The organism is Pseudomonas sp. Irchel s3h9 (genome assembly GCF_900187475.1).
Taxonomy (GTDB): Bacteria; Pseudomonadota; Gammaproteobacteria; order Pseudomonadales; family Pseudomonadaceae; genus Aquipseudomonas; species Aquipseudomonas neuropathica.
Map to the genome: position 1 here is coordinate 65596 of NZ_FYDH01000015.1, position 15183 is coordinate 80778.

14 protein-coding genes are annotated in these 15183 nt (G+C 60.5%); 10 read left to right on the plus strand and 4 right to left on the minus strand.

The genetic code is table 11. The annotated features are described in order from the left end of the window. The first annotated feature begins 9 nt into the window (after nucleotides 1-9). The 5 genes from CKW26_RS22900 to fdhA all read left to right on the plus strand — a co-directional run bounded on the left by CKW26_RS22900 (nucleotide 10) and on the right by fdhA (nucleotide 6588). Nucleotides 10-339, plus strand: coding sequence for a sarcosine oxidase subunit delta (locus CKW26_RS22900; RefSeq protein WP_007913119.1), 330 nt, complete (start codon nucleotides 10-12; stop codon nucleotides 337-339). Further along, nucleotides 336-3353, plus strand: coding sequence for a sarcosine oxidase subunit alpha (locus tag CKW26_RS22905; RefSeq protein WP_095050272.1), 3018 nt, complete (start codon nucleotides 336-338; stop codon nucleotides 3351-3353). The genes CKW26_RS22900 and CKW26_RS22905 overlap by 4 nt, the downstream gene beginning before the upstream one ends. 132 nt (nucleotides 3354-3485) lie before the next feature. Further along, complete coding sequence (locus CKW26_RS22910; protein WP_008086919.1) at nucleotides 3486-4118, plus strand: sarcosine oxidase subunit gamma; 633 nt, start codon at nucleotides 3486-3488, stop codon at nucleotides 4116-4118. Between the two features lie 213 nt (nucleotides 4119-4331). Next, nucleotides 4332-5189, plus strand: a complete 858-nt coding sequence (gene purU / locus CKW26_RS22915) for a formyltetrahydrofolate deformylase (protein WP_008086918.1) — start codon at nucleotides 4332-4334, stop codon at nucleotides 5187-5189. A 199-nt stretch (nucleotides 5190-5388) separates the two neighbouring features. Beyond that, nucleotides 5389-6588: a formaldehyde dehydrogenase, glutathione-independent gene (fdhA, locus tag CKW26_RS22920; protein ID WP_093429915.1), complete on the plus strand. Its 1200-nt coding sequence runs from the start codon at nucleotides 5389-5391 to the stop codon at nucleotides 6586-6588. A gap of 252 nt (nucleotides 6589-6840) precedes the next feature. Here the strand turns inward: fdhA and CKW26_RS22925 are convergent, their stop codons facing one another. Continuing rightward, nucleotides 6841-7515, minus strand: coding sequence for an anti-sigma factor domain-containing protein (locus CKW26_RS22925; RefSeq protein WP_095050273.1), 675 nt, complete (start codon nucleotides 7513-7515; stop codon nucleotides 6841-6843). Then, a complete protein-coding gene (locus CKW26_RS22930) occupies nucleotides 7512-8147 on the minus strand; it encodes an RNA polymerase sigma factor (RefSeq protein WP_095050274.1) in 636 nt (211 codons plus the stop codon). Before CKW26_RS22930 ends, CKW26_RS22925 begins: the two co-directional genes overlap by 4 nt. A 150-nt stretch (nucleotides 8148-8297) precedes the next feature. Here CKW26_RS22930 and CKW26_RS22935 point away from each other — a divergent pair, with 150 nt between their 5' ends. Further along, nucleotides 8298-8855: a DUF2780 domain-containing protein gene (locus CKW26_RS22935; protein ID WP_095050275.1), complete on the plus strand. Its 558-nt coding sequence runs from the start codon at nucleotides 8298-8300 to the stop codon at nucleotides 8853-8855. 1 nt (nucleotide 8856) lies between these two features. On the opposite strand, the gene CKW26_RS22940 is transcribed toward CKW26_RS22935, so the two are convergent. Further along, nucleotides 8857-9744: an acyltransferase gene (locus CKW26_RS22940; RefSeq protein WP_095050276.1), complete on the minus strand. Its 888-nt coding sequence runs from the start codon at nucleotides 9742-9744 to the stop codon at nucleotides 8857-8859. 185 nt (nucleotides 9745-9929) lie between these two features. Between CKW26_RS22940 and CKW26_RS22945 the strand changes: the two genes are divergently transcribed. The 4 genes from CKW26_RS22945 to creD all read left to right on the plus strand — a co-directional run bounded on the left by CKW26_RS22945 (nucleotide 9930) and on the right by creD (nucleotide 14144). Beyond that, nucleotides 9930-10433, plus strand: coding sequence for an ATP-dependent zinc protease (locus CKW26_RS22945; RefSeq protein ID WP_095050277.1), 504 nt, complete (start codon nucleotides 9930-9932; stop codon nucleotides 10431-10433). A 73-nt stretch (nucleotides 10434-10506) separates the two neighbouring features. Further along, a complete protein-coding gene (creB, locus tag CKW26_RS22950) occupies nucleotides 10507-11187 on the plus strand; it encodes a two-component system response regulator CreB (protein ID WP_038363216.1) in 681 nt (226 codons plus the stop codon). Further along, a complete protein-coding gene (creC, locus tag CKW26_RS22955; protein ID WP_095050278.1) occupies nucleotides 11187-12605 on the plus strand; it encodes a two-component system sensor histidine kinase CreC in 1419 nt (472 codons plus the stop codon). Before creB ends, creC begins: the two co-directional genes overlap by 1 nt. 168 nt (nucleotides 12606-12773) lie before the next feature. Further along, entirely contained in the window at nucleotides 12774-14144 is a 1371-nt protein-coding gene (gene creD / locus CKW26_RS22960; RefSeq protein WP_095050279.1) for a cell envelope integrity protein CreD, read from the plus strand. A gap of 208 nt (nucleotides 14145-14352) precedes the next feature. Here the strand turns inward: creD and CKW26_RS22970 are convergent, their stop codons facing one another. Beyond that, nucleotides 14353-14982 carry a glutathione S-transferase gene (locus CKW26_RS22970; RefSeq protein WP_095050281.1) on the minus strand — a complete coding sequence of 210 codons (630 nt, stop codon included), beginning with the start codon at nucleotides 14980-14982 and terminating at the stop codon, nucleotides 14353-14355. Nucleotides 14983-15183 lie beyond the last annotated feature (201 nt).

Below are 15183 nucleotides of genomic sequence, written 5' to 3' on the forward strand. Positions count from 1 at the left end.
GAAATCCCCATGTTGCATATCTTCTGTCCTCACTGCGGCGAGTTGCGCTCCGAAGAGGAATTCCACGCATCCGGCCAGGCGCACATTCCGCGCCCGCTGGATCCAGGCGCCTGCACCGACGAGGAGTGGGGCGACTACATGTTCTTCCGCGATAACCCGCGCGGACTGCACCACGAACTGTGGGATCACGTCGCCGGTTGCCGCCAGTACTTCAACGTCACCCGCGACACCGTGACTTACGAGATTCTCGAAACCTACAAGATCGGCACCAAGCCGCAATTCACCGACAAGGCTGATTCGGCGAAAACAGCCACGACGGCGCTGGGAGAGAAGGTATGAGCCAGACCAATCGCCTGTCCAATGGTGGACGGATCGACCGCAACAAAGTGCTGAGCTTCACCTTCAACGGTCAGAGCTACAAAGGCTTCGAGGGTGACTCGCTGGCCGCCGCACTGATCGCCAACGGCGTCGATATCATCGGCCGCAGCTTCAAGTATTCGCGTCCGCGCGGGATTTTCGCTGCTGGTGCCGAAGAGCCGAACGCGGTGCTGCAGATCGGTGCTACCGAAGCCACGCAGATTCCCAACGTGCGCGCCACGCAACAGGCGTTGTATCAAGGCCTGGTTGCGACCAGCACCAACGGCTGGCCGAGCGTCAACAACGACATGATGGGTATTCTCGGCAAGGTCGGCGGCAAGCTGATGCCGCCGGGTTTCTACTACAAAACCTTCATGTACCCGCAGTCGTTCTGGATGACCTACGAGAAGTACATTCGCAAGGCTGCCGGTCTGGGCCGTTCGCCGACCGAGAATGATCCGGACACCTACGACTACATGAACCAGCACTGCGACGTGCTGATCGTCGGCGCTGGCCCGGCCGGTCTGGCCGCTGCCCTGGCCGCTGCGCGCAGCGGTGCCCGAGTGATTCTGGCCGATGAGCAGGAAGAGTTCGGTGGCAGCCTGCTCGATTCCCGCGAAAGCCTCGACGGCAAACCGGCGATGGACTGGGTCGCCAGCGTCATCACGGAACTGAAGAACACCCCGGACGTGCTGCTGTTGCCGCGCGCCACGGTCAACGGTTACCACGACCACAACTTCCTGACCATTCACGAACGCCTTACCGATCACCTCGGCGACCGTGCGCCCATCGGTCAGGTGCGTCAGCGTATTCACCGTGTTCGCGCCAAGCGTGTCGTGCTGGCGACCGGTGCTTGCGAGCGTCCGCTGGTTTACGGCAACAACGATGTGCCGGGCAACATGCTTGCCGGTGCGGTGTCGACTTACGTGCGTCGTTACGGCGTAGCACCGGGCAAGAAGCTTGTCCTCAGCACCAACAACGATCACGCCTACCGCGTGGCACTGGATTGGCTCGACGCCAGTCTGCAAGTGGTGGCCATCGCCGATGCGCGCAGCAATCCGCGTGGTGCGCTGGTGGAAGAAGCCCGCGCCAAAGGCATCCGCATTCTCACCGGCAGCGCCGTGATCGAAGCCCGTGGCAGCAAGCGCGTCACCGCTGCTCGTATTGCCGCGATCGATGTCAAAGCGCACGCCGTGACCAGCCCGGGCGAATGGCTCGACTGCGATGTGATCGCCAGTTCCGGCGGTTACAGCCCGGTCGTTCACTTGGCCTCGCACCTCGGTGGCAAGCCGACCTGGCGTGAAGACATCCTCGGTTTCGTTCCGGGCGAAGCACCGCAGAAGCGCGTGTGCGTTGGTGGCATCAACGGCGTGTACGGTCTCGGCGATTCGCTCGCTGACGGTTTTGAAGGTGGCGTGCGCGCTGCCGCTGAAGCCGGTTTCCAGACCGTCGAAGGCGTGCTGCCAAAAGCCCTGAGCCGTCTAGAAGAGCCGACGCTGGCGCTGTTCCAGGTGCCGCATGAAAAGAACACCGCACGGGCGCCGAAGCAATTCGTCGATCTGCAAAACGATGTGACCGCTGCTGCGATCGAACTGGCGACCCGCGAAGGTTTCGAATCGGTCGAACACGTCAAACGCTACACCGCGCTGGGTTTCGGCACCGATCAGGGCAAGCTCGGCAACGTCAACGGTCTGGCCATCGCGGCCCGCTCGCTGAACGTGACCATCCCGCAGATGGGCACCACCATGTTCCGTCCGAACTACACGCCGGTGACTTTCGGCGCCGTGGCCGGTCGTCACTGTGGGCACATCTTCGAGCCGGTGCGTTACACCGCGCTGCATGCCTGGCATGTGAAGAACGGTGCCGAGTTTGAAGACGTCGGTCAGTGGAAGCGTCCATGGTACTTCCCGAAAAACGGTGAAGACCTGCATGCCGCCGTGAAGCGTGAATGCAAAGCTGTGCGCGACAGCGTCGGCCTGCTCGACGCCTCGACCCTCGGCAAGATCGACATTCAAGGCCCGGATGCCCGCGAGTTCCTCAACCGCGTGTACACCAACGCCTGGACCAAACTTGACGTGGGCAAGGCTCGCTACGGTTTGATGTGCAAAGAAGACGGCATGGTCTTCGACGACGGTGTGACGGCGTGCCTGGCCGACAACCATTTCGTCATGACCACCACCACCGGCGGCGCGGCGCGCGTGCTGCAGTGGCTGGAGCTGTACCACCAGACTGAATGGCCGGACATGAAGGTTTACTTCACCTCCGTGACTGACCACTGGGCGACCATGACCCTGTCCGGGCCGAACAGCCGCAAGCTGCTCAGCGCCGTGACCGACATTGATCTGAGCAACGAAGCGTTCCCGTTCATGACCTGGAAAGAAGGTCTGGTCGGCGGCGTGCCGGCGCGGGTGTTCCGCATCTCGTTCACCGGTGAGCTGTCGTACGAAGTCAACGTGCAGGCCGACTATGCGATGGGCGTGCTGGAGAAAATCGTCGAGGCCGGCAAGCAGTACAACCTGACCCCGTACGGCACTGAAACCATGCACGTCCTGCGTGCCGAGAAGGGCTTCATCATTGTCGGTCAGGACACGGACGGCTCGATGACCCCGGATGACTTGAACATGGGCTGGTGCGTCGGTCGCACCAAACCGTTCTCGTGGATCGGCCAGCGTGGGATGAACCGTGAAGACTGCGTGAAGGATCAGCGTAAACAGTTGGTCGGCCTGAAGCCGATTGATCCGAATGTCTGGCTGCCGGAAGGCGCGCAATTGGTGTTCAACACCAAGCAGGCGATCCCGATGACCATGGTCGGCCACGTGACGTCCAGCTACGCGCACAACTCCCTCGGTTATTCGTTTGCCATGGGTGTGGTCAAGGGCGGTCTGAAGCGCATGGGTGAGCGGGTGTTTGCACCGCTGGCCGATGGCAGCGAGATCGAGGCGGAGATTGTTTCTTCGGTGTTCTTTGATCCGAAGGGTGATCGCCAGAACATCTGACACTGATCGTTCCCACGCTCTGCGTGGGAATGCATCCCGGGGCGCTCCGCGTCCCAAGAGCGGACGCAGAGCGTCCATGGCGGCATTCCCACGCAGAGCGTGGGAACGATCAAGAATTCAGGAAGGTGCTTTATGACCACAGCCAATGTTTACCAACAACGCCCGACCACCGGCGCCAAGGCCGAGTCGTCGCTGCACCATGCCGACCTCGCCAGCCTGGTCGGCAAGGGCCGCAAGAACGCCGGCGTGATCGTGCGGGAAAAGAAACTCCTCGGCCACCTGACCATTCGTGGCGATGGCCACGATGCCGCGTTCGCCGCCGGTGTGCACAAGGCCCTGGGTATCGAACTGCCCGGCGCTCTGAGCGTGATCGTCAAAGGCGAAACCAGCCTGCAATGGATGGGCCCGGATGAGTGGCTACTGATCGTGCCGAGCGGTGAAGAATTCGCCGCCGAACAGAAACTGCGTGAAGCCCTGGGCGATCTGCACATCGCGATCGTCAACGTCAGCGGTGGCCAGCAGGTGCTCGAACTGAGCGGCCCGAACGTGCGTCAAGTGCTGATGAAATCGACCAGCTATGACGTGCATCCGAATAACTTCCCGGTCGGTAAAGCGGTGGGCACGGTGTTCGCCAAGTCGCAGCTGATGATTCGCCACACCGCTGAAGACACTTGGGAATTGCTGATTCGTCGCAGCTTCTCGGATTACTGGTGGTTGTGGTTGCAGGATGCTTCGGCTGAGTACGGGTTGAGCGTTCAGGCCTGATCAAAAGCCACCCCCTCACCCCAGCCCTCTCCCCCCAGGGGGGAGAGGGGGAAAGGGAGCGGATTTGTGTGTTTTTCGAGCTTGAGTTCGACGCGATATTTCAGGTCGGCGTAGCTCGAATGAACACCTCGGTCAGTCCCCTCTCCCTTTGGGAGAGGGCTAGGGTGAGGGAAAAACCTGACACCCCGCACAAAGAACAGGAGTCACCGCACCATGAGCCGCGCCCCAGACACATGGATTCTGACCGCCGACTGCCCCAGCGTCCTCGGCACCGTGGACGCGGTGACGCGTTTTCTGTTCGAGCAGGGCTGCTACGTCACCGAGCACCACTCGTTCGATGACCGCCTCTCCGGGCGTTTCTTCATTCGCGTGGAATTCCGTCAGCCCGACGGCTTCGACGAACAATCCTTCCGCGCCGGTTTAGCCGAACGTGGTCAGGCCTTCGGCATGATCTTCGAACTGACCGCGCCGAACTACCGGCCGAAAGTGGTGATCATGGTCTCCAAGGCCGATCACTGCCTCAACGACTTGCTCTACCGCCAGCGCATCGGCCAGTTGTCGATGGACGTCGCGGCGGTGGTCTCCAATCACCCGGACCTCAAACCGCTGGCCGACTGGCACCAGATTCCCTACTACCATTTCCCCCTCGACCCCAACGACAAACCGTCGCAGGAGCGTCAGGTGTGGCAGGTGATCGAAGAGTCCGGCGCCGAACTGGTGATCCTCGCCCGCTATATGCAGGTGCTGTCGCCGGAGCTGTGCCGCAAGCTCGATGGCAAGGCGATCAACATTCACCACTCGCTGCTGCCGGGTTTCAAGGGCGCCAAGCCGTATCACCAGGCCTACAACAAGGGCGTGAAACTGGTTGGCGCGACGGCGCATTACATCAATAACGACCTCGATGAAGGGCCGATCATTGCCCAGGGTGTCGAGGCGGTGGATCACAGTCATTACCCTGAGGATCTGATTGCCAAGGGGCGCGATATTGAAGGCCTGACGCTGGCGCGGGCGGTTGGGTATCACATTGAGCGGAGGGTGTTTCTCAACGCCAATCGTACGGTCGTTCTTTAGGCCGCCATCGCTGGCAAGCCAGCTCCCACAGGGATTTGTGTCGTACACAGGATTTGAATCCAATCCGAACCTTGTGGGAGCTGGCTTGCCAGCGATGAGGCCCTGACAGGCAACACATAAACAGCATCTGTACCCGAGCACTCAACGCGCTGCCTGCCTGGGCAACGCGGTTCCATAAAAACAACAGCGAGGTGAAAGCATGTCTGGCAATCGTGGTGTGGTGTATCTCGGCGCTGGCAAGGTCGAAGTACAGAAAATCGACTATCCGAAAATGCAGGACCCGCGCGGTCGCAAGATCGAGCACGGGGTCATTCTCAAAGTGGTTTCCACCAACATCTGCGGCTCCGACCAGCACATGGTGCGCGGCCGTACCACGGCGCAAACCGGTCTGGTGCTGGGGCACGAGATCACCGGCGAGGTGATCGAAAAAGGCTCCGACGTCGAAAACCTGAAAATCGGTGACTTGGTCTCCGTACCGTTCAACGTGGCTTGCGGGCGCTGCCGTTCCTGCAAAGAGCAACACACCGGCGTGTGCCTGACCGTCAACCCGGCCCGTGCCGGCGGTGCTTACGGTTACGTCGACATGGGCGACTGGACCGGTGGCCAAGCCGAGTACGTGCTGGTGCCATACGCCGACTTCAACCTGTTGAAACTGCCGGACCGCGACAAGGCCATGGAGAAAATCCGCGACCTGACCTGCCTCTCCGACATCCTCCCTACCGGTTACCACGGCGCCGTCACTGCCGGCGTTGGCCCGGGCAGCACCGTTTACATTGCCGGCGCCGGCCCGGTCGGTCTGGCCGCTGCCGCTTCCGCGCGTCTGCTCGGTGCGGCGGTGGTGATCGTCGGCGACGTCAACACCATCCGCCTGGCCCACGCCAAGGCGCAGGGTTTTGAAATCGTCGACCTGTCCAAGGACACGCCGCTGCACGAACAGATCGCCGCACTGCTGGGCGAGCCGGAAGTGGATTGCGCAGTGGACTGCGTCGGCTTCGAAGCACGCGGCCACGGCCACGACGGCGTGAAAGCCGAGGCTCCGGCCACCGTACTCAACTCACTGATGGGTGTGGTGCGCGTGGCCGGCAAGATCGGTATTCCCGGCCTGTACGTCACCGAAGATCCGGGCGCTGTCGATGCCGCCGCGAAAATGGGCAGCCTGAGCATTCGCTTCGGTCTGGGCTGGGCCAAGTCGCACAGCTTCCACACCGGCCAGACGCCGGTGATGAAATACAACCGTCAGCTAATGCAGGCGATCATGTGGGATCGCATCAACATCGCCGAAGTGGTGGGCGTGCAGGTGATCAGCCTCGATCAGGCGCCGGAAGGGTATGGCGAGTTCGATGCCGGCGTGCCGAAGAAGTTTGTGATTGATCCGCATAAGTTGTTTAGTGCGGCGTAAGGCTTAAGTTCGATACAAAACGGCGACTTCAGGGGCGCCGTTTTTTTGTTTAGAGCCAAGGTCAAAAGCTACCCCTCACCCCAGCCCTCTCCCGGAGGGAGAGGGGGCCGACCGAGGGATGCTCACAATTTACGCCGACCTGAAAATACCGCTGTGAATCCATAATCGGCTCGGTAATTCAGGTCGATGAAACTCGAGAGAACACCACGGTCAGTCCCCTCTCCCTCTGGGAGAGGGCTAGGGTGAGGGGCTTTACAAGGCCGCCAACGTCCCTTGATACAGCACCGGCCCCGTCGGCTGCCCGGTCGGCGAACCACCTTTCGGTTCCAGGCTCACTGCCAGCGCAATCGGTTTGCCGATCAACACCTTCTGCGCCTCGTTCAACTCAACCTTGGCTTTGCCGCCCGCCGGAATAACGCCGAGGGAAATCGGTTTGCCATCCGCCGGAATCGCCCACAGCTCCAGGCTACGATCCGAATCAACCGCCGCCAGCGTCAGCGGCTCAACTTGCAGATAATCCGCATGCGCTTCGACCTTCAGCGCCGGTTGCGCATCGGCGGTCAGCAGCGTGGCGCGGTAGCGGGCGTCGTCGCGGTTGTACAGCGAGCCGAGGAGCACCAGCACGGCAATGGAGCAGATCGCAGCGGTGAGTCGCAGCCAGTTCCAGAATGGCCGTTTCTCAGGCACATGCAGCACCTGCGGTTCGATGCGCGCGGTGATGCCTTGCCACACGCGGTCGGGCACCGGATGTTCCGGCAGCGCTTCGGTGAGAGAGACGAGGCTTTCCTGCCATTGCGCCAGTTCAGCCCTTAATGCCGCGTCATCCAGCAGCAACTGTTCAAAGCGCCGCCGCGCAGGTGCAGACATCAGGCCAATCGCGTAATCGGCGGCGAGGGCGCGGCGCAGGGCAGGGGTCTGGTAGTTCATGATTCAAGGCACCGGCGCAGACGTTCGAGGCCACGGCGAATCCAAGATTTGACTGTCCCCAGTGGCGTGGCGAGATGTTCGGCGAGTTCCGTGCACGACAATCCTTGAAAGTAGGCCACGGTGATTGACTGGCGCTGCATGCTTTCGAGGGTTTCGAGGCATCGGTTCAGCGCGTTGGCCTCACGGGCGCTGTTCAGTTGCTCGTGAACCGAGGGGCTTTCGTCCGGCAGTGTGTCCTGTTCCAGATCGGTCAGTGGCCTTTCGCGATGTTTACGCAACTGATCGATGGCCTGATTACGGGTGATGTTGATCATCCAAGTCAGCGGCGCCGACAGGTGCGCTTCGTAGCGCGAGGCGTTGTTCCAGATGCGCACGAAGCTTTCCTGCAGCACTTCCTCCGCCAGATCGGTGCGGCCCATAAACCGCAGGGCGACGCCATGCAGACGCGGGCCGACGCTGCGGTACAGCGTTTCGAAGGCGCGACGATCGCCCAGTGCACACTGGGCCAACAGCTGGCGCAACTGATCGGTGTCGGCGATGGAAATGACCACTCTCCAGGCAAAGGTCGAGCGACGAGGGCTGGGCTCGGACTGTTCACAGGCTAGTTCAGCGACAGCGGTTGTGCCATTCATCGCGAAGGTGTCCGGGATTTCACGTTTTATATACGCAGGCCGGACGAAAATGGATGCGCCGCGCCGGAACATGCCGGCGGATACCCGGTCAAACCGGCAGTTTCACTGCTCGTGCAACGGGTGGTTTTCACAGCGCAAGAGGATGTCTGAATGAAGATTTCACGCGGTATTGCCTTGGCATCGCTCCTGACCCTGGCCGCCGGGCCGGTGTTTGCCGGTTTCAGTCTGAACGACGTCGCTGGTGCGGTTTCGGGGATGCAGGGCGGTGACAAGGCGGCCGCTGCGGCGCCGACCTCGGAAACCGCCGGTTTGCTCAGTGCTCTCAGTGCGCTGGATGTCACGCCGGAGCAAGCCGTTGGCGGCACCAGTGCGATGCTCGGTCTGGCCAAGAATCAATTGAGCAGTACCGATTATTCGCAGTTGGCCAAAGAAGTGCCAGGCATCGACAAACTGTCGGGTGGCAGCGGCAATCTGGCGGCGTTGGGCGCTTTGCTCGGCTCGTCCGGCAAGTCCGCCGGGCTGGAGAATGCGCTGGGCAACGTCAAGGACACCAATGACCTGAACAATGCCTTCAGCGCATTGGGCATGGACAGCGGCATGATCGGCCAGTTTGCCCCTGTGCTGTTGCAATACCTCGGTCAGCAGGGCGTCGGCGGTTCGCTGCTGAGCAGCCTGGGCAGCATCTGGGGTGCCGGCACCGGTAGCTGATTCAGCCGCGTTCGCTGCGCAGTTCGGCGATGCGCTGATCCTTCTCGTTCCAGAGCTGGTTGACCCAGTTCTGGACCGTCTGGCGGAACGCCGGATCATTCTCGTAATCGCCCTGCCACAGTGCCGGGTCGAGTTCGCGGGTCTTGATGTCGATGATCACGCGCGGCACTTTGCCGCTGATCAAATCCCAGAAACCCGGGATGTTCGCCTGTGGATAAACCACCGTGACATCGAGAATCGCATCCAGCTGTTCACCCATCGCCGCCAGCACAAACGCTACGCCACCGGCCTTGGGCTTGAGCAAATACTTGAACGGTGATTGCTGCTGCGCGCTTTTCGCGGCGGTGTAGCGCGTGCCTTCCAGGTAATTCACCACGGTCACTGGCTGACGCTTGAACAGCTCGCAGGCCTGTTTGGTGATTTCCAGATCCTTGCCGGCCAGCTCCGGATGCTTCGCCAGAAACGCCTTGGTGTAGCGTTTCATGAACGGGTAATCCAGAGCCCACCATGCCAGTCCGAGAAACGGCACCCAGATCAGTTCTTTCTTGAGGAAGAATTTGAAGAACGGCGTGCGGCGGTTGAGGGTCTGGATCAGCGCCGGAATGTCGACCCACGACTGGTGGTTACTGACCACCAGATACGAAGTGTCACTGCGCAAGTCTTCGCCACCGCGAATGTCCCATTGGGTGGGGATGCACAGGCGGAAAATCAGCTTGTCGATTTCGGCCCAGGTCTCGGCGATCCACATCACCGCCCCCGACGCGTAATCGCGCCAGCGGCCTGGTGCGATCAGTTTGAGCAGAGCAAATACCAGCAACGGCCCGATCAGGATCAGGGTGTTGAGCAACAGCAGCAGGGTGACGAAACAGCCGGTGAGCAGGCGGCGCATAAGCAACTCTTTGCAAACGGATGGGCACGCCATGATAAGCAGCTTCGCGCGACAGGCCAAATCGGCGGTGACGAATGTTTCACTTTAGTCGCGTTAACCTGATCGTTCCCATGCTCTGCGTGGGAACGATCAAGCGCGCAACGGTCTAAAATCCCGTTGCCCAACCTCTCAAGGAAGCCCCTTACGTGAAATCCCTCCTTGCACTGTTTGCCCTCGTCGCCCTGCCGGTCATGGCCGCCGAGCCGACCCTGTACGGGCGCTATGAATACATCGCGCTGCCGGAAATCGGCGGTGAAGTGCTCAAGGCCAAGATGGACACCGGCGCCCTGACCGCCTCGCTGTCGGCCAAGGACATCGAGACCTTCACCCGCGATGGCGATGAATGGGTGCGGTTCCGCCTCGCCACCAAAGACGCCAGCAACAAGGTCTATGAACACAAGGTCGCGCGGATCAGCAAGATCAAGAGCCGTTCGGATGAAGAGGACGAGGGCGAAAGCACCGAAGTCGCCAAGCGCCCGGTGGTCGATCTGGAACTGTGTCTGGGTAACGTCAAGCGTACCGTCGAGGTCAACCTGACCGACCGCAGCAACTTCAACTACCCGCTGCTGATCGGTGCCAAGGCCTTGCGTGAATTCGGCGCGGCAGTGAACCCGGCGCGGCGCTTCACCGCCGACAAACCGGACTGCTGAACCAAGTGGTCTCATTGACGTAACGTCAGGCTTGGGGCACCGTTCGCGCACCTAACCCACGGGCTCGGACGCCATGCCTCATATCCTGATTGTCGAAGACGAAGCGGCGATTGCCGACACGCTGATTTTTGCTCTGCAGGGCGAGGGCTTCACCACCACGTGGCTGAGCCTAGGCGCGGCGGCGCTTGAACATCAGCGGCAGACGCCGGCCGATCTGATCATCCTCGACATTGGCCTGCCGGACATCAGCGGTTTCGAGACCTGCAAGCAACTGCGGCGCTTCAGCGAGGTGCCGGTGCTGTTCCTCAGCGCCCGCGATGCCGAGATTGATCGTGTGGTCGGGCTGGAAATCGGCGCCGACGACTACGTGGTCAAGCCGTTCAGCCCGCGAGAAGTCGCGGCGCGAGTAAAGGCAATCCTGAAACGCATGGCGCCGCGTCCAGCGATTGAGACCAGTTCAGCGCTGTTCCGTATTGATCCGGAACGGATTCAAATCATTTATCGCGGCCAGACGTTAAGCCTGACCCGCCACGAATTCCGCCTGCTGCAATGCCTGCTCGAACAACCCGAGCGGGTCTTCAGCCGCGAGCAATTACTCGATGCGCTGGGCGTGGCGGCCGACGCCGGTTACGAGCGCAGCATCGACAGCCACATCAAAAGCGTGCGCGCCAAACTGCGTCTGGTGCGTGCCGACGCCGAGCCGATCCAGACCCATCGCGGCCTTGGTTACAGCTACAGCCCGGGGCACAGCTGATGTCACTGGGGCTGCGGATCTTTTTGGTGTATGTGCTGTTTGTCGGCCTGACCGGGTATTTCGTGCTCAACACGGTGATGGAAGAAATCCGCCCCGGCGTGCGCCAGTCCACCGAAGAAACCCTGGTCGATACCGCCAACCTGATGGCGGAAATCCTCCGTGATGATTTCAAGGCCGGCACCCTCAGTGAGAATCGCTGGCCTGAATTGCTGCGCGCGTATGGCGAGCGTCAGCCGCAAGCGACCATCTGGGGCTTGCCGAAAAATCAGGTCAACCACCGTATCTACGTCACCGACGCGAAAGGCATCGTCGTGCTCGATTCCAGTGGTGTCGCGGTCGGTCAGGATTACTCGCGCTGGAACGACGTCTACCTGACCCTGCGCGGTGAGTACGGCGCACGTTCGAGCCGCAGTGATCCGGATGACGCCAGCTCGTCGGTGATGCACGTCGGCGCGCCGATCCGCGACAACGGCCAGATCATCGGTGTGGTCACCGTGGCCAAGCCGAACAGCTCATTGCAGCCCTACGTCGATCGCACCGAGCGGCGCCTGCTGTTTTACGGCGCCGGATTGATCGGTCTCGGTCTGCTCTTTGGCGCATTGCTGTCGTGGTGGCTGAGCCGCGCGCTGCATCGTCTGACCGGTTATGCCCAAGCGGTGAGTGAGGGCCGGCGGGTGGAAGTGCCGCATTACCGTGGCGGTGAACTGGAACAATTGGCTACCGCCGTGGAACAGATGCGCACGCAACTGGAAGGCAAGGCCTACGTCGAGCGTTATGTGCACACGCTGACCCATGAACTGAAAAGTCCGCTGGCGGCGATTCGTGGCGCGGCGGAGTTGCTGCAAGGGGACATGCCGCCGGTTCAGCGATTGCGCTTTGTCGGCAACATCGACAGTGAAAGTGCGCGGATGCAGCAGTTGATCGAGCGGTTGTTGAATCTGGCACAAGTGGAACAACGTCAGGGCCTTGAAGAGCGGGTCGCCGTGCCGTTGGCGGCGCTGGTTGATCAGTTGTTGCAGGGGCAGGCGGCGCGGATTGAAGGAAAGCAGTTGCGCATCGAACAGGCGATTGCGGCTGATCTTCTGTTGATCGGCGAGCCGTTTCTGCTGCGTCAGGCGTTGGGTAATCTGCTGGAGAATGCGCTGGATTTCACCCCGGTTGAGGGGCTGCTGCGCTTCAGTGCCGAGCGGGTTGGCGAGCAGATCGAATTTCGATTGTTCAATGAAACGGCGCCGATTCCTGACTACGCTTTGCCGCGTTTGACTGAACGCTTCTACTCATTGCCGCGCCCGGACAGTGGACGAAAAAGCACGGGGTTGGGGCTTAACTTCGTTGAAGAAGTGGTCAAGTTACATGGTGGGACGATGCAGATTCGTAATGTCGAAAGTGGTGTTGAGGTGACATTGCGCTTGCCTTGATTCCGTCAAAAGATCGCAGCCTTCGGCAGCTCCTACATAGGGTGCGTACACCTGTAGGCGCTGCCGAAGGCTGCGATCTTTTGATTTTTCCACACAATCTCCACATTCCCCCCACAAAACCCCCACACCCACTCAGCAGACTCTCCCCATCCAAACAGGGAGAGTCCCATGAACAAGAATCTGACTATAAAGCTCGGCGCCATCGCCCTGCTGATCCTGCTGTTATTGATCCCGCTGCTGATGATCGACGGCGTCATCGACGAGCGCCAACAGCTGCGCGATGGCGTGCTCGAAGACATTGCCCGCAGCTCCAGCTACAGCCAGCAACTGAGCGGCCCGGTGATGGTGGTGCCGTATCGCAAAGTGATTCACAACTGGAAAACCAACGATAAAACCAACCAGCGTTACGACGAACCGGGCGAAGAACGCGGGCGTTTGTACTTCCTGCCGGAACGATTTGAACTGGACGGCCAGGTGCAAACCGAACTGCGTGCGCGGGGCATTTATGAGGCGCGGCTGTTCCACGCCGATAACCGCATCAACGGCCATTTCTCATTGCCGGCGCAATTGGGCATCAAGGAAGACTTCAGCGACTACCAGTTCGATGCACCGTTTCTCGCGGTCGGTATCAGCGATATTCGCGGTATCGAAAATGCGCTGAAACTGGAACTCGATGGCCAGCGCCTCGATTTCGTTCCGGGTACGCAAGTCGGTTGGCTCGGTGAAGGTGTGCGGGTCACGCTGCCGTTGCTCGACACCAGTAAAACCACGGAACTGAGCTTCGGCTTCGACCTGCGTCTGCAAGGCACTGGTTCATTGCAGGTGCTGCCGGTGGGCAAGAGCAGCAGCGTCAGCCTCACTGCCAACTGGCCGCATCCAAGCTTTGTCGGCAACTTCCTGCCGGGCAAACGTGAAATCAATGATCAAGGTTTCAGCGCCGATTGGCAGACCACGTTTTTCTCCACCAACCTGCAAGACGCCATGAGCCGTTGCGTGAGCAGCAATGATTGCGAGGCGTTCAACGGTCGTAGCTTCGGTGTGAGCTTTATCGATCCGGTGGATCAATATCTGAAGAGTGACCGGGCGATCAAGTATGCGCTGCTGTTCATTGTCCTGACGTTCGCCGGTTTCTTCCTCTTCGAAGTACTCAAGAGTCTGGCCGTGCACCCGGTGCAATACGCGCTGGTTGGTGTGGCGCTGGCATTCTTTTATCTGTTGTTGCTGTCGCTGTCGGAGCACATTGGTTTTGCCCTGGCATATTTGCTGTCGGCCAGTGCCTGTGTGGTGTTGATCGGATTTTATGTCTGCCATGTGCTGCGCAGTGTGCGTCACGGCTTGAGTTTTTCGGCGGGGCTGGCGGCGTTGTATGGCCTGCTTTATGGCTTGCTGAGCGCTGAGGATTACGCGTTGTTGATGGGCTCGTTGTTGCTGTTTGGTTTGCTCGGTGTGTTCATGGTGCTGACGCGCAAACTGGATTGGTACGGGATCGGTCAGAAACCGGCGAAGCCGTTGGAGTTTGATGTCGGGGCGATGCAATGAGCCGGTCGCTGGGATTGCGTGAGGATCAGTGCTGGAGGGAGGGATTGGTGACGCGGATGATCGGTTTTTTGCCTGTGGAACCGAGGTGGTGCCATCGCTGGCAAGCCAGCTCCCACAATGAGTTCGGTGATGACACAAATCCCCGATCTACCACAAATCCTGCGGGAGCTGGCTTGCCAGCGAAGAGGCCGGAACAGGCGCCGCCGATTTAAGGCTTGGGCATCGTGGCGATCATGGACGGTCGCTGACTCACCTCAAAGAACCAGTTGGCCAGTTGCGGGTTGGCATCACGCCAGCCCAGGTCCGGGAAACGCAGATCGAGATAACCCAGCGCACACGCCACGCTGATCGCCGCGACATCGAAATGGCTGGTCAGCTCGGCAATGGCATCTTTTTCCAACACTGCGAGGGCGCGGCGGATCTTGTCGCGCTGAGCCTCGAGCCATTCATCCCAATGCTTTTCCGGCGCGCGCAGGACCATTTCATAACGCACTATCACCGACGCATCCATGATCCCGTCGGCCATCGAGGCCAGGGTCAGGCGGCGCCAGCGAGCCGCGCCTTCGCGCGGGATCAGCGGGTTGCCGACGTGCTGCTGGTCGAGGTATTCGAGGATCACCCGGCTGTCATGGATAACGTTGCCGTCGGCCAGGCGCAGGGCAGGGATCTTGCCCAGCGGGTTGTCGAGATTGAGCTCGGCGCTCGGGCTGACCGGGCTTAGCACGCAGTCTTGCAGCGCGACGCGATCCTGCTGGCCGGTTTCGTGCAGCAACACCATCACTTTGCGCACAAACGGGGAGAGCGTGTTGTGGTACAGGGTCATGCTGGGGGCGGACATTGGCAAACCTCGGTGATCGTCGAAGAGCAGGTGGTTAGCCTAGTCAGAACCGCGATGGCTGGCGAGGGAATTTATGGCGCCCATCCGGGCGCCATCGCTGGCAAGCCAGCTCCCACAGGTTTTTGCAGTGAATACACATTTCAGGCCCAGCAGAGATCCTTGTGGGAGCTGGCTTTCCAGCGATGAGGCCATCACCGACAG